22 protein-coding genes are annotated in these 21,085 nt (G+C 71.3%); 13 read left to right on the top strand and 9 right to left on the bottom strand.

Going from position 1 to position 21,085, the window contains the following annotated elements; all coding sequences use genetic code 11:
• The first annotated feature begins 387 nt into the window (after positions 1–387).
• Positions 388–651: a DUF6244 family protein gene (locus ACWDVW_RS10605; RefSeq protein ID WP_350696440.1), complete on the top strand. Its 264-nt coding sequence runs from the start codon at positions 388–390 to the stop codon at positions 649–651.
• Positions 652–675: 24 nt separating this feature from the next.
• Entirely contained in the window at positions 676–1,098 is a 423-nt protein-coding gene (locus tag ACWDVW_RS10600; RefSeq protein WP_449946714.1) for a hypothetical protein, read from the top strand.
• An 11-nt stretch (positions 1,099–1,109) separates the two neighbouring features.
• On the opposite strand, the gene ACWDVW_RS10595 is transcribed toward ACWDVW_RS10600, so the two are convergent.
• From ACWDVW_RS10595 to ACWDVW_RS10585, 3 genes are all read right to left on the bottom strand, one after another.
• The gene (locus tag ACWDVW_RS10595; protein WP_449946712.1) at positions 1,110–2,207 is read right to left on the bottom strand and encodes a J domain-containing protein; all 1,098 of its coding nucleotides are present in this window, start codon (positions 2,205–2,207) and stop codon (positions 1,110–1,112) included.
• Positions 2,208–2,349: 142 nt separating this feature from the next.
• Positions 2,350–2,613 (bottom strand): flavin reductase, encoded by a 264-nt coding sequence (locus ACWDVW_RS10590; RefSeq protein ID WP_449946710.1) that lies wholly within the window; start codon positions 2,611–2,613, stop codon positions 2,350–2,352.
• The gene (locus ACWDVW_RS10585; RefSeq protein ID WP_449946709.1) at positions 2,610–2,804 is read right to left on the bottom strand and encodes a hypothetical protein; all 195 of its coding nucleotides are present in this window, start codon (positions 2,802–2,804) and stop codon (positions 2,610–2,612) included. Before ACWDVW_RS10585 ends, ACWDVW_RS10590 begins: the two co-directional genes overlap by 4 nt.
• 527 nt (positions 2,805–3,331) lie before the next feature.
• On the opposite strand from ACWDVW_RS10585, the gene ACWDVW_RS10580 reads away from it, so the two are divergent.
• Entirely contained in the window at positions 3,332–4,132 is an 801-nt protein-coding gene (locus ACWDVW_RS10580) for a helix-turn-helix domain-containing protein (protein WP_449946707.1), read from the top strand.
• Positions 4,120–4,314, top strand: a complete 195-nt coding sequence (locus ACWDVW_RS10575) for a DUF397 domain-containing protein (RefSeq protein ID WP_449946705.1) — start codon at positions 4,120–4,122, stop codon at positions 4,312–4,314. The genes ACWDVW_RS10580 and ACWDVW_RS10575 overlap by 13 nt, the downstream gene beginning before the upstream one ends.
• Positions 4,315–4,443: 129 nt before the next feature.
• Here the strand turns inward: ACWDVW_RS10575 and ACWDVW_RS10570 are convergent, their stop codons facing one another.
• Positions 4,444–4,797, bottom strand: coding sequence for a MerR family transcriptional regulator (locus ACWDVW_RS10570; RefSeq protein WP_449946703.1), 354 nt, complete (start codon positions 4,795–4,797; stop codon positions 4,444–4,446).
• Positions 4,798–4,861: 64 nt separating this feature from the next.
• On the opposite strand from ACWDVW_RS10570, the gene ACWDVW_RS10565 reads away from it, so the two are divergent.
• Positions 4,862–5,665 (top strand): aminotransferase class IV family protein, encoded by an 804-nt coding sequence (locus ACWDVW_RS10565; protein WP_449946702.1) that lies wholly within the window; start codon positions 4,862–4,864, stop codon positions 5,663–5,665.
• A gap of 106 nt (positions 5,666–5,771) precedes the next feature.
• On the opposite strand, the gene ACWDVW_RS10560 is transcribed toward ACWDVW_RS10565, so the two are convergent.
• Positions 5,772–7,124 (bottom strand): pentapeptide repeat-containing protein, encoded by a 1,353-nt coding sequence (locus ACWDVW_RS10560; RefSeq protein WP_449946700.1) that lies wholly within the window; start codon positions 7,122–7,124, stop codon positions 5,772–5,774.
• Positions 7,125–7,273: 149 nt separating this feature from the next.
• Between ACWDVW_RS10560 and ACWDVW_RS10555 the strand changes: the two genes are divergently transcribed.
• The gene (locus tag ACWDVW_RS10555; protein WP_449946698.1) at positions 7,274–8,083 is read left to right on the top strand and encodes a TerC family protein; all 810 of its coding nucleotides are present in this window, start codon (positions 7,274–7,276) and stop codon (positions 8,081–8,083) included.
• 235 nt (positions 8,084–8,318) lie between these two features.
• Positions 8,319–9,206: an esterase/lipase family protein gene (locus tag ACWDVW_RS10550; protein ID WP_449946696.1), complete on the top strand. Its 888-nt coding sequence runs from the start codon at positions 8,319–8,321 to the stop codon at positions 9,204–9,206.
• A gap of 200 nt (positions 9,207–9,406) precedes the next feature.
• On the opposite strand, the gene ACWDVW_RS10545 is transcribed toward ACWDVW_RS10550, so the two are convergent.
• Positions 9,407–10,279, bottom strand: a complete 873-nt coding sequence (locus ACWDVW_RS10545; RefSeq protein WP_449946694.1) for an aldo/keto reductase — start codon at positions 10,277–10,279, stop codon at positions 9,407–9,409.
• Between the two features lie 251 nt (positions 10,280–10,530).
• Between ACWDVW_RS10545 and ACWDVW_RS10540 the strand changes: the two genes are divergently transcribed.
• The 5 genes from ACWDVW_RS10540 (at position 10,531) to ACWDVW_RS10520 (ending at position 15,234) form a co-directional block, all read left to right on the top strand.
• Positions 10,531–10,899: a YciI family protein gene (locus ACWDVW_RS10540; RefSeq protein ID WP_350696456.1), complete on the top strand. Its 369-nt coding sequence runs from the start codon at positions 10,531–10,533 to the stop codon at positions 10,897–10,899.
• Positions 10,900–11,152: 253 nt separating this feature from the next.
• The gene (gene pyk / locus ACWDVW_RS10535) at positions 11,153–12,601 is read left to right on the top strand and encodes a pyruvate kinase (RefSeq protein WP_396742757.1); all 1,449 of its coding nucleotides are present in this window, start codon (positions 11,153–11,155) and stop codon (positions 12,599–12,601) included.
• Positions 12,598–13,485, top strand: a complete 888-nt coding sequence (locus tag ACWDVW_RS10530) for an acyl-CoA thioesterase (RefSeq protein WP_449946691.1) — start codon at positions 12,598–12,600, stop codon at positions 13,483–13,485. Before pyk ends, ACWDVW_RS10530 begins: the two co-directional genes overlap by 4 nt.
• 94 nt (positions 13,486–13,579) lie before the next feature.
• A complete protein-coding gene (locus tag ACWDVW_RS10525; protein WP_131053955.1) occupies positions 13,580–14,041 on the top strand; it encodes an RrF2 family transcriptional regulator in 462 nt (153 codons plus the stop codon).
• Between the two features lie 215 nt (positions 14,042–14,256).
• Positions 14,257–15,234 carry a sulfite exporter TauE/SafE family protein gene (locus ACWDVW_RS10520; protein ID WP_449946688.1) on the top strand — a complete coding sequence of 326 codons (978 nt, stop codon included), beginning with the start codon at positions 14,257–14,259 and terminating at the stop codon, positions 15,232–15,234.
• A 113-nt stretch (positions 15,235–15,347) separates the two neighbouring features.
• Here ACWDVW_RS10520 and ACWDVW_RS10515 read toward each other — a convergent pair whose 3' ends face one another.
• Positions 15,348–16,778: a pyridoxal-dependent decarboxylase gene (locus ACWDVW_RS10515; RefSeq protein WP_449946686.1), complete on the bottom strand. Its 1,431-nt coding sequence runs from the start codon at positions 16,776–16,778 to the stop codon at positions 15,348–15,350.
• A gap of 210 nt (positions 16,779–16,988) precedes the next feature.
• Between ACWDVW_RS10515 and ACWDVW_RS10510 the strand changes: the two genes are divergently transcribed.
• Positions 16,989–19,259, top strand: coding sequence for a rhamnogalacturonan lyase family protein (locus ACWDVW_RS10510; protein WP_449946684.1), 2,271 nt, complete (start codon positions 16,989–16,991; stop codon positions 19,257–19,259).
• A gap of 234 nt (positions 19,260–19,493) precedes the next feature.
• Here the strand turns inward: ACWDVW_RS10510 and ACWDVW_RS10505 are convergent, their stop codons facing one another.
• Positions 19,494–20,498, bottom strand: coding sequence for an LLM class flavin-dependent oxidoreductase (locus ACWDVW_RS10505; protein ID WP_449946807.1), 1,005 nt, complete (start codon positions 20,496–20,498; stop codon positions 19,494–19,496).
• Between the two features lie 56 nt (positions 20,499–20,554).
• Positions 20,555–21,034 carry an Lrp/AsnC family transcriptional regulator gene (locus ACWDVW_RS10500; RefSeq protein ID WP_449946682.1) on the bottom strand — a complete coding sequence of 160 codons (480 nt, stop codon included), beginning with the start codon at positions 21,032–21,034 and terminating at the stop codon, positions 20,555–20,557.
• Positions 21,035–21,085 lie beyond the last annotated feature (51 nt).

Below are 21,085 nucleotides of genomic sequence, written 5' to 3'. Positions count from 1 at the left end.
GTGCTGACCTGGCCCGGCTGCGCTGCCTGGCCCCGGCTGGACTGCCTGTTCGGTGGTATCGCCTGGTCCGGCGTCCGTGTGGTCCGGCGTCCAGGCCCGCTGGGCGATGTGCGGGCGGCGCGGTGGGGAACTGTGCTTCGGGCGCTATCGAGCTGAGCGCAGCGACGGATCGCTGGCTACGCGAGTCGGCGTCGCAGGCCGGACGGACATGACGGGAAGCCCCACGACTCTGTTTCGTTCGAGGTGGGTAGATCTGTTGTCGCTGGGACGACAACAGATCTACCCACCTCTCGGTGAACCGGGTGTGCGGTGCGGGTGGTCGCGGTGTGGGGACGGATCTCGTACGCTCCTGTGTGGTCGCGAGGGCGGTCGAGCCGGGGAGGGCATGTGAGCGCAGCGGAGATGATCGCCCGGTTGGCGGCAGCCGCGCAGAAGCTGGACGAGGCGAAGGCGAAGACGGCCGCCGCCGCCCAGGATGCGGCCGAGGCGCGGCAACTCGTCGCGGGCGCGTTGCAGGGCGTGGCCGCCGGTCCGCTGATCGGGATGATCGACTCGTACCGGCAGGCGCTCGCGCAGGCCGCCGAGGGCGGTGGCCCGGCCCGGCAGCACGTCCAGGAGACGATCACCAAGGTACGCGCGTTGGGTAACTGACCGGGGCGATCAAGGGGGTGGCGGGTGGACCGCGACGGCGGGACGTTGGACGGGTTCCACATCGGGCACGTGCCGCCCGGTGTCGGCGACGAGGTGTCGGACTTCACCAGCGAGTGGGAGGACGTCCGCCTCACCAGCCGGTTCTGGGAGCGGCCGACGGCCGACGGCCACCAGGTGGACCTCCGCGTCCACGTGCTGCGGGGTGAGCGGCTCGTCGACCTCGACGCGGTACGCGACTTCCTCGCCGAGTATCACGAGCGTGATCCGGCGCAGTGGTGGCTGACCGAGTTCCCGCACGGCGACGGTCCTGGGCTGACCGACGATGCGCAGGCGTTCTGGCTGGTCGGACCCGGCGTCGCCGTCACCGTGCTGACGACCCCGGAGTTCGCCGAGGCGCTCGCGGCGACCGCGCTGGCCGTACGCGCCGCCCCTGACGACGTGGCCTGACCGCCGCGCGCTCACCGCAGCCAGCGTACGCGCTTTCGGATCAGGCTAATCGCGTCTCGCCAGGCACGATCGAACGTCCGTGAATGGCCGGAGTAGAGCTCGCGACGTGCCTTCCATCCGGCGAGTGGTCGATGGGAGACGCGTAGCAGATCGTCGAGTTCATCGATTGGTGACCCCAGTCGGAGGAGATTGCGCAGATCGTCGCACCCGAAGGCTTGGGTGATGTCCGCAACAAAGTCGCGGTGGGTGATGAACAGTTGCGGATCCCATTGTGGGACCGTCTCCCTCAGGAAGTGGATAATCAGGGTGAAGTCGTAGGACCGCTCGTCTCCGTCCCGCATTCCGGTTCGGAGTACCCAGTTCATGAAGCTGTCCCAACCGGGTGCCTCGGCCAGTTCGTGTGCTGCGGGCTCGGTCAGGTATCGGTGCAACGACTCACGGGTCCGGAACAGAAGCAGGTGACCTTCGGCGCCGAGAAGGGCGGTCTGCTCCTGCTGCTCGTCGAGGTACGCCCCGAGCGTGTACCCTTCCCCGTCTTTCGGCAGTGAGATGGTGATCGGACGGATAGCCAGTGGCTCCGTGAGGTCGACTGGGTTGTACGAAGGGTGCGTCCAGCGTGCGCGGGGATGCTGGCGCTCGCGGATCTCCCGTTCGCGTCGCTGCTGTTCGCGGTCCCGCGCCTTGCGCTCACGGGCCTCACTCTTCTGCGCCTCGCGTTCGCGTGCCTTGCGTTCCTTCGCCTCGCGTTCGCGTGCCTCGCGTTTCTCGGCCTCACGCCTGCGGGCCTCGCGTTCCCTCGCCTTGCGTTCTCGTGCCTCGCGTTCCTCGGCTTCGCGTCGACGCGCCTCACGTTCCCGCTCCTCCCGATCCCGGGCCCTGCGCTCCCGCTCACGGGTCTCCCGACTGTGGGCGTCGATGAGGAACTTGTACGCCACGTTGATCTGCTGCATCTGCCGGGTCGCCTCGGCGCGCACCTTCTCCGGACTCGACTGATGCCGGTCCGGGTGCAACAACTGCACGAGGATGTGGTACCGCTCGCGAATCTGCGCCGGCGTCGAATCCCGGTCGACGCCGAGGAGCAGGTACGGATCCTGGCCGTCAGGAGACATGTATGCGCCGTATTCACGAGTGTGAGGAGTTGGCTGCGGCGATGGTAACAGTGTCCCGCGAGCTTCGCGGTCACTGCATGGACCATGGTCGCCGTGCGTCGGACCGATCCGGGCACAGAGGACTGCGGACGGCAGCCACTACTCAATTCCCCCGGGACAGTTGCGGGCGCACCCAGTCGGTGAATCGTCGGTGCAGGTCCGGCAGGTGAGTGGCGGGCTTGGCGGCGGCGAGCTGCGCGATGGCCTCTTCCCGCAGCGTGACCAGATAGACCATCAGCCCCGGGATGTTGTCCCGGTACTCGGCGAGCAGGCGCACCTTCGCCGTCGAGCACGGCCAGGCGACGCCGCAGGCCCGGCAGCGCCACGTAGGGCGGGAGGGTACGTGCTCGCGGGCGGGCGTGCTCACCTGGCGGCCCTCGGTGCGTAGCGCCGGACCGGGGTACGGCGCGGGGCCGCCGGTGGCGGTGCGGGACGCATCCCGCCGGGGCGGACGAACAACTCGCGGCGGTCGGTGGCGTCGCCCCGGGTGTCGAGTACGTACACCTCGATCCACGTCCAACCGTCGAAGCTGTTCCGGTCGGTGCGCTCACGGATCACCCGCACCGTGATCGGCGTGTGGAACTGCGGCGACGCGTCGCGGGTCAGCCGGTAGACACCGGGCGCGACGCGGGGCGTCCCGTCCTCACGGACCGCCCTCGCCGACCTGCCTACCGATGAGGTGCTTGTCCGGACGGTGGGGCTCCGGATGGTAGGGGGCGGCGGGGTAGCGGCCCGGACGGTGTTGGTCGGCGCGAGACCGGGCGATGTGGTGGCGGTCGGCGCGGTGGCGGGGCGGTGCGACCAGCGGGACGTCGGGACTCGGTTCGCAGATTTCGGCACGGACGTCTCCTCGCGTGGGTGGTCTGGAACGGGGGTCGCCGCGAGTGCTCGCCCGGCGGCGACCCCCGTCACGTACGCACCCGCCGGGTCGCAGGGGGTCGACCTCCACCGGGTACGCCGTGCTCCTTCCACCCTGGACGGCAGCACCCTAGGCTCGGAACAGTCATCGCTCGATCGCGGAATGTGGCGACCAGGTTCGCGCCAACGCGGAACGGCGTATCGCGCCGGGGAAGGGTGAGGAAGCTGTGGGAATCTCGCCGTCGGAGTACCTGCTTCGCGAGTTGCGGCGACGTCGCGGGGCGGCCGGGTTGACCCAGGCGCAACTCGGTGAGCGGGTCTTCTGCTCGGACACCCAGGTCAGCGCGATCGAGACGGGCACCAAGCCGCCGACGCTGCCCTACCTGACCGCCGTCGACAAGGCGCTGGACACCGGCGGGTACTTCGCGACGCTCTGGAACGAGTTGGTGAACGGTGAGGCCGCGCCGGTCTGGCTGCGCGAGCTGATCCAGATCGAACGGGAAGCGACCGCGCTGCGGTGGTACGAGCACTCCTTCGTGCCGGGGCTCCTTCAGACCGAGGCGTATGCCCGCACGACCTTCCGGGCGGCGCGCACCCCGACCGCCGAGCTGGACCAGCGGGTCGCCGCGCGGCTGGAACGGCAGGCGGTCCTCGCCCGTGACCTGGCTCCGCAACTGTTCGTGGTGTTGGACGAGATGGTGCTCCGGCGTCCCTGCGGCGGCCCCGACGTGATGGCCGAGCAGGTCGAGCATCTGCTGACCTGCGCTGAGCAGCCGCATATCCAGTTGCACGTGGTGCCGTTGTCGGCTGGCATCTATTCGGGTTTGGCCGGGGCGTTCATTCTGGCCGACCTGCCCGACGGGTCACGGGCGGGCTATGTGGACAATCAGGTGGCGGCGCAGATCGCGGGGGAGCCCGCCCTCCTCGCCAGCCTCGGATTGGCCTGGGACGCGGTTCGCGGCAAAGCCCTCCCGTTGGGGCAGACGCTCGACGTTCTCAAGGAGGCGGCCAAGACATGGACCATCTGAGCGGCGCACGCTGGCGTACCTCGTCCCACTCGTCCACCAACGGCGGTGCCTGCGTGGAGGTCGCCGACAACCTGCCCGGCGTCGTCGGCGTACGCGACTCGAAGGACCCGGCCGGTCCGGCGCTGGTCTTCGCGCCGACTGCCTGGCGTGCGTTCGTGGCCCGGCTCGGCGACCGCACCTGACCCGCCGACGCCCGGCGCGACCCGACGAGCGACCCGGACGCCTCCCACCTGCCTGCCCGCCTCCCGCCCCGCGGTGGGTAGGCCTGTTGTCGCTGGGCCGGCTACAGAGCTACCCGCCGCCGAACGTGGTCAGCCGGGTCGTTCGGCGGTGGTGGCGAGGAGGTGGGCGAGCGCGGTCCGGGCGTTCTGGAGGGTGGAGATCCGCGCGTCGAGGCCGCGGAGCTGGTCTGACAGGGTCGGTGCGGCACAGTGTTCGAGTTCCGGGCCGGGTCCCTGCACGCAGGGCAGCACCTCGCGGATGACGCTGGTGGTCAGCCCGGCGGCGAGCAGCGCCCGGACGCGGCCGACCACGACCGGGGCGTCGTCGGCGTAACGGCGGTGGCCTGCACCGATCCGGTCCGAGGTGAGCAGTCCCTGCTCCTCGTAGTAGCGCAGGAGCCGGGGGCTGACGCCGGTGAGGCGTGACAGTTCGCCGATCTTCATCCCGATGTGATCTGCCTCATCCGCACTGGAAACTGACACCGATGTCAGATCGTACGGTGCCGATATGACGTACTTCGTTGTGCAGCGCGACGGCCGGACGGCGACCGCCGAGGACCTGGCGCCGCTGGCCTTCGCGGGCCACGCGCACTTCACCGCCATGCAGGTACGCGGGGGACAGGTGCGGGGCCTCGACCTGCACCTGGAGCGGTTGCGGTCCGCCTCGGGACGGATGTTCGGTCGGGTGGTGCCCGACGAGCGGGTCCGTGCCCACCTGCGGGCGGCGCTGGCGCAGAGCCCGGACGATGTCTCGTTGCTGGCCACCGTGTACTCGTCGGCGGGCGAGTTCACCCTGCCCGGTCCGGACGACGAACTGGCGGTGCTGGTCCTGACCGGGCCGGCGGCATCCGGGCCGCCGGGGCCGCTGACGCTGGCGACGGTCGAGTACGAACGGGTGCTCCCGGAGGTGAAGCACGTCGGCGAGGTGGCCAAGACGCATCTTCTCCGTCAGGCCGTGGGGCGAGGTGCCGACGACGCCGCCTTCGTCGACCGGCGGGGCCGGTTGAGTGAGGGGACGATCTGGAACCTGGCCTTCTGGGACGGCACGTCGGTGGTGTGGCCCGACGCGGAGATGCTCGGCGGGACCACGATGGGCATCGTCCGCCGCCAGGTGGACCGCCTCGGCGTCCCGCAGCGCGTGCGGGAGGTCACCGTCGCCGACCTGCCGACGATGGCGGGGTGCGTGGTGATGAACTCCTGGACGCCGGGTGTGCCGGTGCACCGGATCGACGCGGTGCCGTTGCCCGAGGCGCCGTCCTTCCTGTCTCTGCTGCACCGGGCCTACCAGGCCGAACCGCTCACCTCGCCATGAGGGAAGGGGCTCGACAAACGAAGTCCTGCTCACCGGCGACAGCGCCGGGGGCGGAGCGGGGGTGAGGGTGGGGTGGGGGAGTCCAGGCCGAACTGCTCGGCCCGGTTCACGGGTCGGTGAGCAGGAGCCAGTCGTCGTCCAGGGGCGCGACCGTGGTGCCGTCGGGCCAGACGTGGGCGGCGGACGTCGTCGCGCGGGCCCGGTCGACCCGGGGGCGGTGGGCCAGCGTGGCGGACTCGAAGCTGACCGGGCCGTGGAAGCGGGCACGACCGAAGTTCGCCGTACCGGGGAAGTGGGCACCGGTGAACCAGACGTCGGCGGCGAACTCGGTCCAGCGGAACAGGGCCAGGTCGGCGAAGTGGGTGCTCCGGAAGTCGACGTGGCCGCCGAAGGCGGTGTGCTCCATGGACAGTCCGCCGAGGAACGACGCCTGGGGGAAGAACGCGCTGCCGCCGAACGTGCTGTGGTCGAAGGTGACCGACCGGCGGAACGTGGCGCCGCGCCAGGAGGTCTCGCCGAGAGTGGCGCGCCGGGCGGAGACCCGCCCGGCGAACTCGGCGCCGTCGGCGTGCAGGCCGCCGGTGATCCGCGCGCCGTCCAGAACGATCTCCGCGTCGCCGGTGACCGCGTTCAGCGCCAGCTCGTCGAAGGTGGCCGCGAGCACCAGTCGGCCACCGAGCCGGGCACCGGTGAAGCGGGTGAGGCCGGTGCAGGTCGCGCCGGTCAGGTCCGCGTCGTCCAGGGTGCACCCGGACGCGTCGAGGTCGTGCAGGCGGGCGCCGGTCAGGTCCAGTCGCATACCGGGCCAGAACGCGTCGCCGTCCGCGCGCAGGTGCGCGGTCACCACCCGCTGCGCGGTACGGCGTACCTCCGACTCGCGCGCGTCGTCGTCCGGCGGCGGCATCCGCAGGTACGCGCAGAGCACCGCCACGATGGTCGGGCGCTGTGCCGGGTTGTCCTGACCGAGGCGTTCCAGGGCGTGCAGTCCGCCGAGGCGTACCGCCGCGTTGTCGTTGCCGAGCAGCTCCACGGCCCGGGTGTACAGCTCGGTGAGTCGGCGCTCGGCGGCGTCGTACGCGGCGGCCTCGGCCTGACTCTCCTGGTGCCGCTGCCCGGCCTCGGCGACCGCCTCGACGTGTGCCTGCACCCGGTCGCGGTGCTCCTGGTCCCGGGCGGCGACGGTCTCCTGGTGTCGTTGCGCCCGCTCGCTGATCCACTGTCGGCGGGCGGCGAGCAGCAGGGCGAGCCCGCCGCCGGTGCCGGCGACCACGGTCAGTCCGGTGCGGATCGCGTCGATGCGCAGGCCGGCCCGGGTGTCCGGGGCGGCGGCACGGTCGGCCTCACCGAGCAACCAGTCCAGCACCCACCAGCCGAGCAGGGCGGCGACCAGCAGCCCGATCAGGATCAGCCACCAGGGCATGACCCGGAGACGCTCGTCGGGGGGCGAGGTGCCGCGCACGGCTCACAGCATGCCATCGAACTGCGCCGTCCGCCGGTGCCGCCCGTCTGGAGTTGCGGCGGAACCTCCGGCACGGTACGCCATGCGTACGCAGATCCGCCGATGTCTCCGGGGGCCCACCCGGCGGCGGTCTGGAAGTCGAGGATGGAATGGAATTCTTGACCAGTCCCGAGCTGTGGATCGCGTTCGCGACCCTGCTCCTGCTGGAGATCGTGCTGGGCATCGACAACGTCGTGTTCATCTCGATCCTGTCCGGCCGGTTGCCTGAGCATCAGCAGGCCCGCGCCCGGATGATCGGCATCTCGCTCGCCCTGATCACCCGTCTGATCCTGCTGGCCTCGTTGTCCTGGATCATCGGCCTGACCGCCCCGCTGTTCACCGTGCTCGGACAGGAGATCTCCGGGCGGGACCTGATCCTGCTGCTCGGCGGGTTGTTCCTGGTCGGCAAGGCGACGTACGAGATCCACGAGCACCTGGAGGGATCCGACCACGCCAAGTCGGGCAAGAAGGCCGCCTCGTTCAGTGTGGTCATCGCGCAGATCCTGGTGCTGGACGTGGTCTTCTCGCTCGACTCGGTGATCACCGCGGTCGGCATGGTCGACGAACTCGCCATCATGGTGGCCGCCGTGGTGATCGCGATGATCATCATGTTGGTCTCGGTCAATGCGGTGAGCACCTTCGTCAACCAGCATCCGACGGTCAAGATGCTCGCCCTGTCGTTCCTGCTGATCATCGGCGCCAGCCTGATCGCGGAGGGTCTCGACCAGCACATCCCGAAGGGCTACGTGTACGGCCCGATCGCCTTCTCGATCTTCGTGGAGTTCCTCAACCTGCGGGTTCGGTCGCGTCAACGACGCCGTCAGGAGAACCAGCCGGTGCAACTGCACCCGACGTACGTCAAGAACGGTCAGGCGCGGCCCGAGCCCGAGCCCGAGCCGGAGAAGACCCCGGCCGGCTGACGCCCGTACCACCCTGGACGCCGCACGCACCCGGTCGGTGCGTGCGGCGTCCGCCGTCCGGCGGTGTGCCCCGCTCTCCGCGGTGTTCGTCGGGTGGCGGCGAAAAGATCGCTACCCGCGCGTAACTTTTCATTGACGTTTCCGGATTGTGGCCCGCATCATCGAGGCACGGTCGATCGGACACCCCCACCGCCTCCACCCGGCAACCCCGGGATCCCCCTTGGGAGGTGCAGCGATGCTGCTCCGAAAGGCTGTCCCCGTCCTGGCCCTCGCCCTCGCCGCCGTGCTGACGTTCCCCGCCGCAGCCGCCGCCCGCACCGTCCCCGACGGCTCGGCGACACCGGCGGACGCGACCGCCACCACCGTCGCCGGGCCCACCGGCGTCACTCCCGGAAGCGCTGCCTCGGTCGGCTCCGTCTCCGAGGACCCCGTCCCCGCCGCCGACGGACTGCGGGCCCTCGCCGGGGCCAACCCGGTCATCGTCGTCGGCGGGCTCAGTGGTTTCGCCGCCGTCTACGAACCGCTCGCCGCGCGGCTGCGCGCCGACGGGTACCGCGTCTGGATCTATCCGCTGCCGAACCTCGGGCTCGGCGACATCACCGCGTCCGCCGGAAGCCTGCGCAGTTTCGTCGGCCAGGTCCGCGCCGGCACCGGCGCGGCAAAGGTCGACCTGGTCGCCCACTCCGAAGGGGGCCTGGTCAGCCGCTACTACATCAAGAACCTGGGCGGCGGGGACGCCGTCGGGCGGTACGTCAGCCTGGGCACCCCGCAGTACGGCACGTACGTCGCCAACATCGTGGCCTTCCTCGGCCTGGGCAGCTGTGCGGGAGTCGTCGCCTGTCAGCAGATGACGATCGGCTCGCCGTTCCTCACCGCCCTCAACGCCGGTGACGACACCCCCGGTGACGTCCGCTGGACCACCGTGCGTACCCGCCAGGACGAGTTGGTCCGCCCGGTCGACAACGCCATGCTGGCCGACGGGGCGACGAACGTACTGATCCAGTCCAGGTGTCCACTCCGCGTCGTCGGGCACCTCGGTCTGGTGGCCGACGGCACCACGTACTCCGTGATCCGCCAAGCCCTCCGCGACCAACCCGTCAACCCCGCCTGCCTGGCCCTCTGACCACCTCCCACCCCACCCGCCCTCCCTCCCGCCCCCCGCCCCGCCGATCATGGAGTTGTGGTGAAGGAAAAGTGGCGATTACACCCGTTTCGTCACCACCACAACTCCATGATCGGCGCGGAGGGCCGTCGCGCGGAGGGCCGTCGCGCGGAGGGCCGTCGCGCGGAGGGTCGTGGGGCGGGGAGGGTCGTGGGGCGGGGTCAGGTGGCGGTGGTGAGGGACTCGTACTCGGCGTCGGTCAGCTCTATGGTGGCGGCGGCGACGTTCTCCTCCAGGTGGGCCACCGACGACGTGCCGGGGATCGGCAGCATCACCGGCGAGCGGCGCAGCAGCCAGGCGAGCGCGAGCTGGCCGGGCGGCGCGCCGTGCTCGGTGGAGATCGCGTCCAGCGGGCCGCCGGGGCGGGCCAGCTCGCCGGTGGCGATCGGGAACCACGGGATGAACGCGATGTCGTTCGCCTCGCAGTAGGTCAGCACCTCCTCGGCGCTGCGGTCGGCCACGTTGTAGAGGTTCTGCACCGAGACGATCGGCGCGATCCGGCGGGCCGCCTCGACCTGCGCGACGCTCACCTCGGAGAGCCCGATGTGCTGGATCTTGCCCTCCTGGCGCAGCAGCACCAGCTCGCCGAGCTGGTCCTCCAGCGGCACCTTCGCGTCGATGCGGTGCAACTGGTAGAGCCCGATGCTCTCCAGGCCCAGGTGACGCAGGCTCAGCTCGCACTGCTGGCGCAGATACTCCGGTCGACCCACCGGGCGCCACACGCCCGGGCCGCCGCGGGTGAGGCCGGCCTTGGTCGCGACGACCAGATCCTCGGCGTACGGGTGCAGCGCCTCCTTGATCAACAGCTCGGAGACGAACGGCCCGTACGAGTCGGCGGTGTCGATGAAGGTGACACCCAGCTCGTATGCCCGGCGCAGCACCCGGACCGCCTCGGCCGGGTCCTTCGGGTCACCCCAGACGCCCGGGCCGGTGATCTGCATGGCCCCGTAGCCGAGTCGGTCGACGGTCAGCTCACCGCCGATGCGGTAGGTGCCGGAGGACTTCGCGGGTCGCGGGTCGGTCTCGCTCGCCATTCGCCGTTCCCATCGTGTCGTTCGTCGGTGACCGGTGCTGGTCACCCTGGGATACACCTTTCCCCTGGTACGGCGGATACACCGCCGCGAGCGGGTATCCGATCGTGGCCCGTCCCGGAGGTGTTGATCAACCGGGACGGCCGGGTGGAATCCGATGAGCTGCCGGTGCGGGTCGCCGGTGGCGTGAGACGCTCGGGGGTACCGCCGTGCGTGCCACCGCAGCGCGCGGGTGAGCTGCGGAAAGGAACGTGATGGCAGGAGAGCCGCGGGTCGACTTCGCGCTCGACACGTTCGAGTGCATCGTGCTGTATCCGGGTACCGCCGGGCGGGCGTTGCCGGCCGAGACCATCCAGCGTCTCCAGGCCGAGCACGCCGAGCACATGGCGGCGTTGCAGCGCCGGGGGATCATCCTGGTGGCCGGCGCGGTGGACGGCAACGACGCCCGGGAACCGGACCCGCCGCTCGGATTCGGGCTGGCGCGTACCGGCTCCGTGGACGACGTACGCAGCGTGATGGAGGCCGACCCGGCCGTGCAGGCCGAGCTCTATCGGGTGGACGTGATGACCTTCCTCTGCCCGGCGGGCTCGTTGGAGTTTCCGCTGGCCAAGACGGAGAGCTGAGGCGAGGGCGGGATTCTCCGGTCGATCTTCACGCAGTGATGTCGCGAGCACTCTCGGTCACCGGAGTGGAGCGCCTCGTCGCCCATTGGTGTCAGGGGCGTACCATTCCGGCGCGCGGTCGCTGTTGCCCGCCGTTGACGTCCGGTGCGGCTTCGCCCGCCGGCTGCGCGCGTACGGCGCGCAGCGTTGGACAATCGTTCCGCCATGCGCAAGGGGTCGGCCCGTGGTCCGACCTGGAGGAGAGACTAGCCTGATGGGCGTGACACGCCGCGCGAAGATCGTCTGCACTCTTGGCCCCGCCACCTCGTCGCCCGAGCGCATCCGTGGGCTCGTCGAGGCCGGCATGAATGTGGCGAGGCTCAACTTCAGCCACGGCAGCCACGCCGACCACGAGGCCGTCTATCGGCTCGTCCGGGAGGCGGCCGAAGCGACCGGTCAGCCGGTGGCGATCCTGGCCGACCTGCAGGGACCGAAGATCCGGCTGGGCCGGTTCGCCGACGGGCCGCACGAGTGGCGTACCGGCGACTCCGTCGTGATCACCGGCGACGAGATCCTGGGCAGCAAGGAGCGCGTCTCCTGCACCTACCGCCGCCTTCCGCAGGAGGTCAAGCCCGGTGACCGGCTGCTGATCGACGACGGCCGGGTCGCCGTCGAGGTCACCGACGTGACCGGCAACGACATCCGGGTGCTGGTCACCGAGGGTGGGCCGGTCAGCAACAACAAGGGCGTCTCGCTGCCCAACGTCGCGGTCAGCGTGCCGGCCCTCTCCGAGAAGGACGCCGCCGACCTGCGGTTCGCGCTCGGTCTCGGTGTCGACCTGGTGGCGCTCTCGTTCGTCCGCTCCGCCGACGACATCAAGCTCTGTCACTCGATCATGAGTGAGGTCGGCGTGCACCGGCCCGTACTCGCCAAGGTCGAGAAGCCGGAGGCCGTCGACCACCTGGAAGCGATCGTGCTGGCCTTCGACGGCGTCATGGTCGCCCGTGGCGACCTCGGCGTGGAGCTGCCGCTGGACGAGGTCCCGCTGGTGCAGAAGCGCGCCGTGCAGCTCTGCCGCGAGAACGCCAAGCCGGTCATCGTGGCCACCCAGATGCTCGACTCGATGATCGAGAACTCGCGGCCCACCCGCGCCGAGGCCTCCGACGTGGCCAACGCCGTTCTCGACGGCGCCGACGCGGTGATGCTCTCCGGCGAGACCAGCGTCGGCAAGTACCCGGTGCTCACGGTCAGCACCATGGCCAAGATCGTCACCACCACGGAGGCCGGTTCCATCGCCGTGCCCCGGCTCCAGCACGACCCGCGTACGCACGGCGGGGCGCTCACCGTCGCCGCCTCCTCCATCGCCCGGGCCATCGGGGCGAAGGCGCTGGTCGCGTTCTCGCAGACCGGTGACACCGTGCGCCGGTTGAGCCGGTTGCACTGCGACCTGCCGCTGCTGGCCTTCACCCCGGTCCCCGAGGTGCGCCAGCAGCTCGCCCTCTGCTGGGGCGTGGAGACCTTCCTGATGCCGTTCGTCCAGCACACCGACGACATGTTCCGGCAGGTCGACCAGGCGCTGCTCGGACTCAACCGGGGCAACCCCGGTGACCTGGTGGTGGTCGTGGCGGGCAGCCCGCCCGGCAGCCCCGGCTCGACCAACACGCTGCGGGTGCACCAGCTCGGATCGCTCGTCGACGCCGCCACCGCGAGGGCGTTGCAGTGACCGACGGCGAGGGGACCATCGTCGGCCAGGCCGCCGTGGACCAGTTGCTGGAGGTGCTCGACCTGGAGTCGACGGGCACCATGTCGTTCCGGGGGATGAGTCCTCCGGTCGGCCCGCAGCGGGTCTACGGCGGTCAGGTCGCCGGCCAGGCACTGGTCGCGGCCGGGCGCACCGTCGCCCCGGACCGGGTGGTCCACTCGCTGCACGGCTACTTCGTCCGGGCCGGGGATCCGGCCGAGCCGATCGCGTACGAGGTGGAGAACATCCGCGACGGCCGGTCCTTCTCGGTACGCCGCTCGGTCGCCCTGCAACACGGCAAGCCGATCTTCTTCATGTCCGCCTCGTTCCAGCGGCACGAGGAGGGGCTCGACCACCAGACCCCGGTCCCGCCGGACGTGCCCGCCCCACAGGACGTGCCGACGATGTCCGACCGGCTGGCCCGCTATCCCGAACGGCTCGGCATCTGGGGGCAGATCCCGCGCCCGATCGACGTGCGGTACGTCGGCGAACCCGGTTGGGTACGCCCCGGCGACCGCCCGGCCGAGAAGCACCAGCGGGTGTGGATGCGCATCGACGGCAAACTCCCCGACGATCCGCTGCTGCACGCCTGCGCCCTCACGTACGCCTCCGACCTGACCCTGCTCGACTCGGTGCTCTCCGTACACGGCGAGGTGTGGGGGCCGGGCGGGGTGGTCGGGGCGAGCCTGGACCACGCCCTGTGGTTCCACCGCCCGTTCCGCGCCGACGAGTGGTTCCTCTACGACTGCGGCAGCCCGTCCGCCTCCGGTGCGCGCGGTCTGGCCACCGGCCAGTTGTTCACCGTCGACGGCCGGCACATCGCCAGCGTCGTGCAGGAGGGGCTGCTGCGCCGGGTGGGCGAGTAGCCCGCGACCGCCGGGCGCTCCGGGCAACCGCGTAAACCGATCGGTCAAGGGGTGATCGTCCAGGTGGATCGGGTGGCCCGCTAATCTGTCCGGCATGCGACTCTCCGCTCGGGTGGACTACGCCCTTCGCGCGGTCACCGAGCTGGCCTCGGTGACCGGGTCCGGGCGCGGTCGCCCGGTGACCGCCGACCAGATCGCCCGCGCCCAGGAGATCCCTCCGAAGTTCCTGGAGAGCATCCTGCTGCAGATGCGCCGGGGCGGCATCGTGCAGGCACAGCGAGGGCCGGAGGGCGGCTACTGGCTGGCCCGTCCGGCCGAGGAGATCTCCCTGGCCGAGGTGATCCGGGTGATCGACGGACCACTGGCCCACATCCGTGGCCAGCGCCCCGAACAGCTCGGCTACCACGGCGCGGCCCGCGCCCTGCAGGACGTCTGGATCGCGCTGCGCGCCAGCGAACGCCAGATCCTGGAACTGGTCACCGTGGCCGACGTGGCCCAGGGCACCCTGCCCGAGCAGGTCACCAAGCTGGTCGCCGACCCGCGCGCCTGGACCTGATCCCGCCCGCCGGGGGAGCCGACGGCCCTGATCCCGCCCGCGTCGGTGGTCCCGGCCCGGCGTGTCGTGCGGGTGTACCGCCACGATCGCGCGCGCGGTCCGGGGCGCGGTGTCCGTGCGTCGTCTCACTGACCGATCAGGGGGTTGACCGGAGGGTACTGCGTACCGCATTCTCGACCAAGTTGATAGGAGATGCCGAAAAGTAGGGGGCGTCCGTGCGCAAGTTGCTCGTCATCGCACTGGTCGGGCTGGCCGCGCAGCTGGTCGACGGTGCGCTCGGCATGGCCTACGGACTGACGTCCACGACCTTGCTGCTGGTGGTCGGCGTCGCGCCGGCTGCGGCGTCCGCCTCGGTGCACCTGGCCGAGATCGGCACCACGCTCGCCTCCGGAGCGGCGCACTGGCGGTTCGGCAACGTCGACTGGCGGGTGGTGCGCCGCATCGCCCTGCCGGGCGCGATCGGTGCGTTCGCCGGGGCCACCTTCCTCAGTTGGCTCTCCACCGACTCGGCCGCCCCCTGGATGGCCGCCATCCTGTTCACCCTCGGCGCGTACCTGCTCGTCCGGTTCTCCCGGCCGCTGCGCCGCAACCCGGCCGCGGGCCGGCTACGCGGGCGTTTCCTCGGCCCGCTCGGGCTGGTCGCCGGCTTCGTCGACGCCACCGGCGGCGGCGGATGGGGGCCGGTCGCCACGCCGGCCCTGCTGGCGTCCGGGCGGATGGAGCCGCGCAAGGTGATCGGCTCGGTGGACACCTCCGAGTTCGTCGTCGCCTCCTCGGCCAGCCTCGGCTTCCTGATCGGCCTCGGCACCGAAGGCTTCCTGCTGCCGATCGTGCTCGCCCTGCTCGCCGGTGGTCTGATCGCCGCGCCGATCGCGGCCTACCTGGTGCGGATCATCCCGGCCCAGATGCTCGGCGCGGCGGTCGGCGGCGTGATCGTGCTGACCAACGCCCGCGTCCTGCTGGGCGCCGTCGAGCTGCCCAGCGCCGTGCCGGTGGTGGTCTACCTGCTGCTGGCCGCCGGCTGGGTGGGCGCGCTGGTGCTGGCGGTGCGGGTACTGCGGCGGACCCGCCGCGAGGACGCGCTCGTGGCGGCCACCGCACCGACCGACGCTGCCACGTCGTCCGCCGAGGCGGACGCCGCGCGGACCGAGGCCGACAGCAGCACCCGCGCCCTCTCCGGCGCGGACCGCTGACCGCCCGCCTCACCCGCTGCCGCACCGCCCTCGGCGAACCGCCTCCCGGCTCGCCGAGGGCCCGCGCCCGCAGCCCGCGTGGTCCCGGCCCGGACCTCGCGCTGGTGTCCGACTCAGTCGGCGTCGGTGCGCGCGGTCTGCGAGACCAGGTCCCAGGCCTCGTCCACGTGAACCTCGGTGGTCTGCGGCGCACCGACGGCCAGCCGCAGCGTGTGCCGGCCGGCGACCCGGGTGTGCGTCAGATAGACGCGACCGGTGGCGTTCACCGCCGCCAGCAGCCGCTCGTTCGGTTCGTCGTCGCCGCGCAGCCGGAAACAGACCAGGGCGTACGGGTGCGGGGTGACCAGTTCGAAGCGGTCGTCGGCGCGTACCCGGTCGGCGAAGCGGGCGGCCAGGGCGACACCGCTGCGGATGTGCGCGCGTAGTCCCTCGACGCCGTACCAGCGCAGCACGAACCACAGCTTGAGCGCGCGGAAGCGCCGGCCCAGCGGCACCTGCCAGTCCCGGTAGTCGATCACCGCGCCGGATTCGGTGGCCGCGTTGCGCAGGTACTCGGGCAGCACGGTCAGCGCCTCGACCAGCTCACCGGCGTCGGCCACCCAGAACGCGTCGCAGTCGAAGCCGGTCAGCAGCCACTTGTGCGGGTCGAAGCAGTAGGAGTCGGCGTACTCCAGCCCGTCGTGGCCGAACCGTAGTTCGGGGCAGACCGCCGCGGAGCCCGCGTACGCGGCGTCGACGTGCAGGAAGACCCCGTGCTCGGCGCAGATCGGCCCGATCTGCGGCAACGGGTCCACGGCGGTGGTGGAGGTGGTGCCGACGGTCGCCACCACCAGGGCGGGGGTCACCCCGGCGGCGATGTCCGCCTCGATCGCGGCGCGCAGCGCCGACGCCGACATGGCCCGGGTGTCCGGGTCCACCTCGATCAGCCGTACGCCGTCGGCGCCGAGCCCGGCGATGCGGGCCGCCTTCTCCACCGAGGAGTGGCCCTCGGTGGAGGTGTAGACGCGGTACCGCCGGTCCACGCCGACCTGCCGCCACCGTCCCCGCGCGGCCCGGTGCACCGCCACCAGGGTGGCCACCAGCGTAGCGGAGGAGGCGGAGTCCTGGATGACCCCGCCGCCGGGGCCGGTGGAGCGGAACCTCTGCGGCAGGTCCATCAGGTCGGCCAGCCAGTCGAGCAGCACCGTCTCCATCTCGGTGCAGGCCGGTCCGGTGGCCCAGAGCATCCCCTGCACGCCGAGCCCGGCGCTGACCATGTCGCCCAGCACGCTGGGTCCGCTGGTGTTGGCCGGGAAGTAGCCGAAGAAGCCGGGGTGCTGCCAGTGGGTGAGCCCGGGCGTCACCAGCGAGTCCAGGTCGGCCAGGAGCGCCTCGACCGGTTCGCCGTGGGTCGGCGGTCCGGCCGGCAGCCGGGCGGCGACGGTGCCGGGCGGGTCCGGCGAGGTGACCGGACGCTTGTCGAGGGTGGCCCAGTAGTCGGCGATCCAGTCGACGACCGCGTACCCGGCCCGACGGAACTCGTCGGGTGTCATGTGCCCTGCCATGGCGTGAGTCGATCAAGAAGGGGGCGTGGTGGCAAGCATCCGGCGTGATTGTGTCGAGAAAGCGCTTGCCCTAGCATCACCACTGCGCGGGGCCGCGTGTACCGACGTCGATACGTCGGGATCTCTGCCTTTCAGCGCGGGACGTCACCGCCGGACCGGGCACGTCGGCGCAGGCGTGGACCGCGCGTGACCTCCTTCGGAGGGACGAGCATGCCTCGCACCACCCGCCGGGCCGCTCTGCTGGCCACGGCCACCGCCACCATCGTCGCGGCCGGAGGGTTGACCACCCTCACCGCCTCGGCCGCCGCCGCCGGCTGCCGCGTCGACTACCGGGTCACCAACCAGTGGTCCGGCGGCTTCGGCGCCGACGTCACCGTGACCAACCTCGGCGACCCGCTCACCGGCTGGACCGTCACCTGGACCTGGCCCGCCGGACAGCAGGTCAGCCAGGCCTGGAACGCCACCGTCAGCCAGTCCGGCACCCAGGTCACTGCCCGCAACGTGGACTACAACGCCGCGCTCGGCACCGGAGCCAGCACCGCATTCGGCTTCAACGGCTCCTGGTCCGGCAGCAACCCCGCACCGACCGCCTTCGCCGTCAACGGCACCACCTGCACCGGCGGCACGACCCCGCCGCCCACCACGCTCCCGCCCGTCACGCCCACCCCGACCACACCGCCACCGCCCACCACACCACCGCCGACGACTCCGCCGCCCACCACCCCGCCGGCCGGCACCATGCAGGCGGAGAACCTCGACCGGGGACTGGTCAGCGTCCGCGCCGGCGCCGGCAACCTGGTCTCCTGGCGGCTGCTGGGCACCGAGACCTCCGGTGTGGCGTTCCACCTCTATCGTGGCGGCACCCGGGTCACCGCCACCCCGATCACCGGCGCCACCAACTACCTGGACAACGGCGCCGCCGTCGGCAGCACGTACACCGTGCGGGCCGTCGTCGGCGGCGTCGAACAGGCCGCCTCGGCGCCCGCGCTCCAGTTCCCCGCCGGTTACCTCGACGTGCCGTTGCAGATCCCGCCGGGCGGCACCACGCCCAGCGGCGAGGCCTACACCTACGTCGCCAACGACGCCAGCGTCGGCGACCTCGACGGCGACGGCCGCTACGAGTTCGTCGTGAAGTGGGACCCCTCCAACGCCAAGGACAACGCCCAGTCCGGCTACACCGGCAACGTCTACGTCGACGCGTACACCCTGACCGGCACCCGCCTGTGGCGCATCGACCTGGGACGCAACATCCGGGCCGGCGCCCACTACACCCAGTTCCAGGTGTACGACTACGACGGCGACGGTGACGCCGAGGTGGCCATGAAGACCGCCGACGGCACCCGCTCCGGCACCGGCCAGGTCATCGGCAACGCCAGTGCCGACCACCGCAACTCCAGCGGATACGTGCTCGCCGGCTCCGAGTACCTCACCATGTTCGACGGCCGTACCGGCGCCGCCCTGTCCACCGTGGCCTACGACCCGCCGCGCGGCACCGTCTCCTCCTGGGGCGACAACTACGGCAACCGGGTGGACCGGTTCCTCGCCGCCACCGCCTATCTCGACGGGCAGCGCCCTTCACTGATCATGGCCCGGGGCTACTACACCCGCGCGGTGATCGCCGCCTGGGACTTCCGCAACGGCAGCCTCACCAAGCGGTGGACCTTCGACTCCAACGCCTCCGGCAACGGCGCCGCCGCCGGCCAGGGCAACCACAACCTCTCCGTGGCCGACGTCGACGGCGACGGTCGACAGGAGATCGTCTACGGCGCCGTCACCATCGACGACAACGGCCGCCTGCTGCACTCCACCGGCACCGGCCACGGCGACGCCATGCACGTCGGCGACCTCGACCCGACCCGCCCCGGCCTGGAAGTGTTCAAGGTCAACGAAAGCGGCAGCCAGCCCAGCTCCTACCTCGCCGACGCCCGCACCGGACAGCGCATCTGGTCCACCCCGGCCGCCGGCGACAACGGCCGAGGCGTCGCCGGTGACATCTGGGCCGGCAGCCCCGGCGCCGAATCCTGGTCGTCCGCCGTCAGCGGCCTGACCAACACCCGAGGCCAGAACGTCGGCCGCAAACCGTCCTCCACCAACTTCCTGATCTGGTGGGACGGCGACCCGGTCCGCGAACTGCTCGACGCCACCCGCATCGACAAGTACGGCCCCAACGGCGACACCCGCCTGCTCACCGGCAGCGACGTGGCCTCGAACAACGGCACCAAGTCGACGCCCGCGCTCTCCGGCGACATCCTCGGCGACTGGCGCGAGGAGGTCGTCTGGCGGACCAGCGACAACCGGGCCCTGCGCATCTACAGCACACCCACGCAGACCGGCACCCGCCTGCCCACCCTCATGCACGACCTGCAGTACCGGGTGGCCGTCGCCTGGCAGAACACCGCCTACAACCAGCCGCCGCACCCGAGTTTCTTCCTCGGCGACGGCATGAGCACCCCGCCGGCACCGCGCATCTACCTGCGTTGACGTCGAAGGGGAGAAGGCGGTAGGCAGATAAACGGACAGGCACCGGGCCGCGATCGCGGAATCCGCACAATCGCAGCCCGGTGCCCCACACCGCGGCACCCCCGACCCGTCCCGACCGGGGAGTGCCGTACCACCACCGGTAATAAAGTTAAGCGGGCTCCGCGTCGCGAGGGTGACGCTGTCGTGAAGATCGTGTTTCGTGCCCACCGAACCGCTGTGACCTGGGTTACTGCCTCAGCGACGCAGGCCCCCGGCCACCTCGGTCGCGATCAGCTCGAACGAGCGCACCCGGTCGGCCACGTCGTACACCATCGCGGTCAGCATCAACTCGTCCGCACCGGTCCGCGCCAGCAACTCACCCAACTGCCGACGGACCGTCTCCGGCGAACCGAGCGCCTGGCCCTCCCGGCGCTGCACCACGAACTCCCGCTCCAGATCCGTGTACGGATACGCCGCCGCCTCCTCCGGTGAGGCGAGCGGCTCCGGCCGCCCCGACCGCAACCGCAGGAACGACAACCCCGCCGGCCCGGACAACCACTCGGCACGCTCGTCGGTCTCCGCACACACCGCGTTCACCGCCACCATCGCGTACGGCCGCTCCAACCACTGCGACGGCCGGAAACTCTGCCGGTACAACGCCAACGCGGGCACCGTGTTCTGCGCGCTGAAGTGATGCGCGAACGAGAACGGCAACCCCAGCGCACCCGCCAGCCGGGCACTGAACCCACTGGACCCGAGCAACCACACCGCCGGCCGCTGCCCGCGCCCCGGGGTGGCCGTGATCGGCCCCGACCCGTCCTCGCTGAAGTACTCCATCAGGTCGGCCAGTTCCCGGGGGAAACCCTCCGCCGACAACCCCTCCATCGTCCGGCGCAACGCCAACGCGGTCACCTGGTCGGTGCCGGGCGCGCGACCGATACCCAGGTCGATGCGGCCCGGATGCAACGCCTCCAACGTGCCGAACTGCTCCGCGACCACCAGCGGCGCGTGGTTCGGCAACATCACCCCACCGGACCCGAGGCGGATGGTCTCGGTGTGCGCGGCCAGGTGCGCGAGCAGCACCGCCGGCGCCGACGACGCGATGGCCGGCATGTTGTGGTGCTCGGCCACCCAGAATCGGTGGTAGCCCCACTCGTCGGTACGCCGCGCCAACTCGGTGGTGTGCCGCAACGCCTCGGTCGCGGAGGCGCCGGCCGCGACGGGGGCCAGGTCGAGGACAGACAACGGTACGTCGATCACACGGCTGGCCAACCCGCCCGATGCCACATTTGTTCCCTACCGGCGGACGACGTGAGTCAGCCCATTCCCCGCGCCTGCTCGAAGATCAGGCTGGTCTGGCTGTGCTGCACCGCCGGATCGACGGCCAGGTAGTCGAGGACGAAGTCCCGCAACGCCTCCGCCGACGCCGCCCGCACGTGCAGCACGTAGTCCTCCGCCCCGGCCACGTGGAACACCGACACCACCCCCGGCAGCCGGACCGAACGCGTCCGGAACGCGTCCACCGCCGCCCGCGCGTGCTCGGTCAACCGCACCGACACCAACGCCTGCAACGGCAACCCCACCGCCGCCGGATCCACCTCGGCGTGGAAACCCCGGATCGCCCCGCACTCCCGCAACGCCCGGGTACGCGCCAGACACGTCGACGGCGCCACCCCCACCCGCTCGGCCAGCGCGTTGTTCGGCAACCGCCCGTCGGCGGCCAACTCGGTCAGGATCGCGCGATCGGTGTCGTCCAGGGCCGCGAACGGCCGCACATCGTTCGAAACGAGGGGCATGACACCATCCTCCACCGAACATCATCACGCCCGATAGGGGTAACGGCGAAT

The organism is Micromonospora sp. NPDC003241, from assembly GCF_053589795.1.
This window is presented reverse-complemented; position numbering and strand designations above follow the sequence as displayed.

Excerpts from the sequence above, each read along its gene's own strand:
- ACWDVW_RS10540 (WP_350696456.1), top strand. The coding sequence starts at position 10,531 with ATGGCAGGAGAGCCGCGGGTCGACTTCGCGCTCGACACGTTCGAGTGC.
- ACWDVW_RS10595 (WP_449946712.1), bottom strand. The coding sequence starts at position 2,207 with ATGTCTCCTGACGGCCAGGATCCGTACCTGCTCCTCGGCGTCGACCGG.
- ACWDVW_RS10550 (WP_449946696.1), top strand. The coding sequence starts at position 8,319 with ATGCTGCTCCGAAAGGCTGTCCCCGTCCTGGCCCTCGCCCTCGCCGCC.
- ACWDVW_RS10545 (WP_449946694.1), bottom strand. The coding sequence starts at position 10,279 with ATGGCGAGCGAGACCGACCCGCGACCCGCGAAGTCCTCCGGCACCTAC.
- ACWDVW_RS10575 (WP_449946705.1), top strand. The coding sequence starts at position 4,120 with ATGGACCATCTGAGCGGCGCACGCTGGCGTACCTCGTCCCACTCGTCC.
- ACWDVW_RS10500 (WP_449946682.1), bottom strand. The coding sequence starts at position 21,034 with ATGCCCCTCGTTTCGAACGATGTGCGGCCGTTCGCGGCCCTGGACGAC.
- ACWDVW_RS10565 (WP_449946702.1), top strand. The coding sequence starts at position 4,862 with ATGACGTACTTCGTTGTGCAGCGCGACGGCCGGACGGCGACCGCCGAG.
- ACWDVW_RS10525 (WP_131053955.1), top strand. The coding sequence starts at position 13,580 with ATGCGACTCTCCGCTCGGGTGGACTACGCCCTTCGCGCGGTCACCGAG.
- ACWDVW_RS10510 (WP_449946684.1), top strand. The coding sequence starts at position 16,989 with ATGCCTCGCACCACCCGCCGGGCCGCTCTGCTGGCCACGGCCACCGCC.
- ACWDVW_RS10570 (WP_449946703.1), bottom strand. The coding sequence starts at position 4,797 with ATGAAGATCGGCGAACTGTCACGCCTCACCGGCGTCAGCCCCCGGCTC.
- ACWDVW_RS10515 (WP_449946686.1), bottom strand. The coding sequence starts at position 16,778 with ATGGCAGGGCACATGACACCCGACGAGTTCCGTCGGGCCGGGTACGCG.
- ACWDVW_RS10555 (WP_449946698.1), top strand. The coding sequence starts at position 7,274 with ATGGAATTCTTGACCAGTCCCGAGCTGTGGATCGCGTTCGCGACCCTG.
- pyk (WP_396742757.1), top strand. The coding sequence starts at position 11,153 with ATGGGCGTGACACGCCGCGCGAAGATCGTCTGCACTCTTGGCCCCGCC.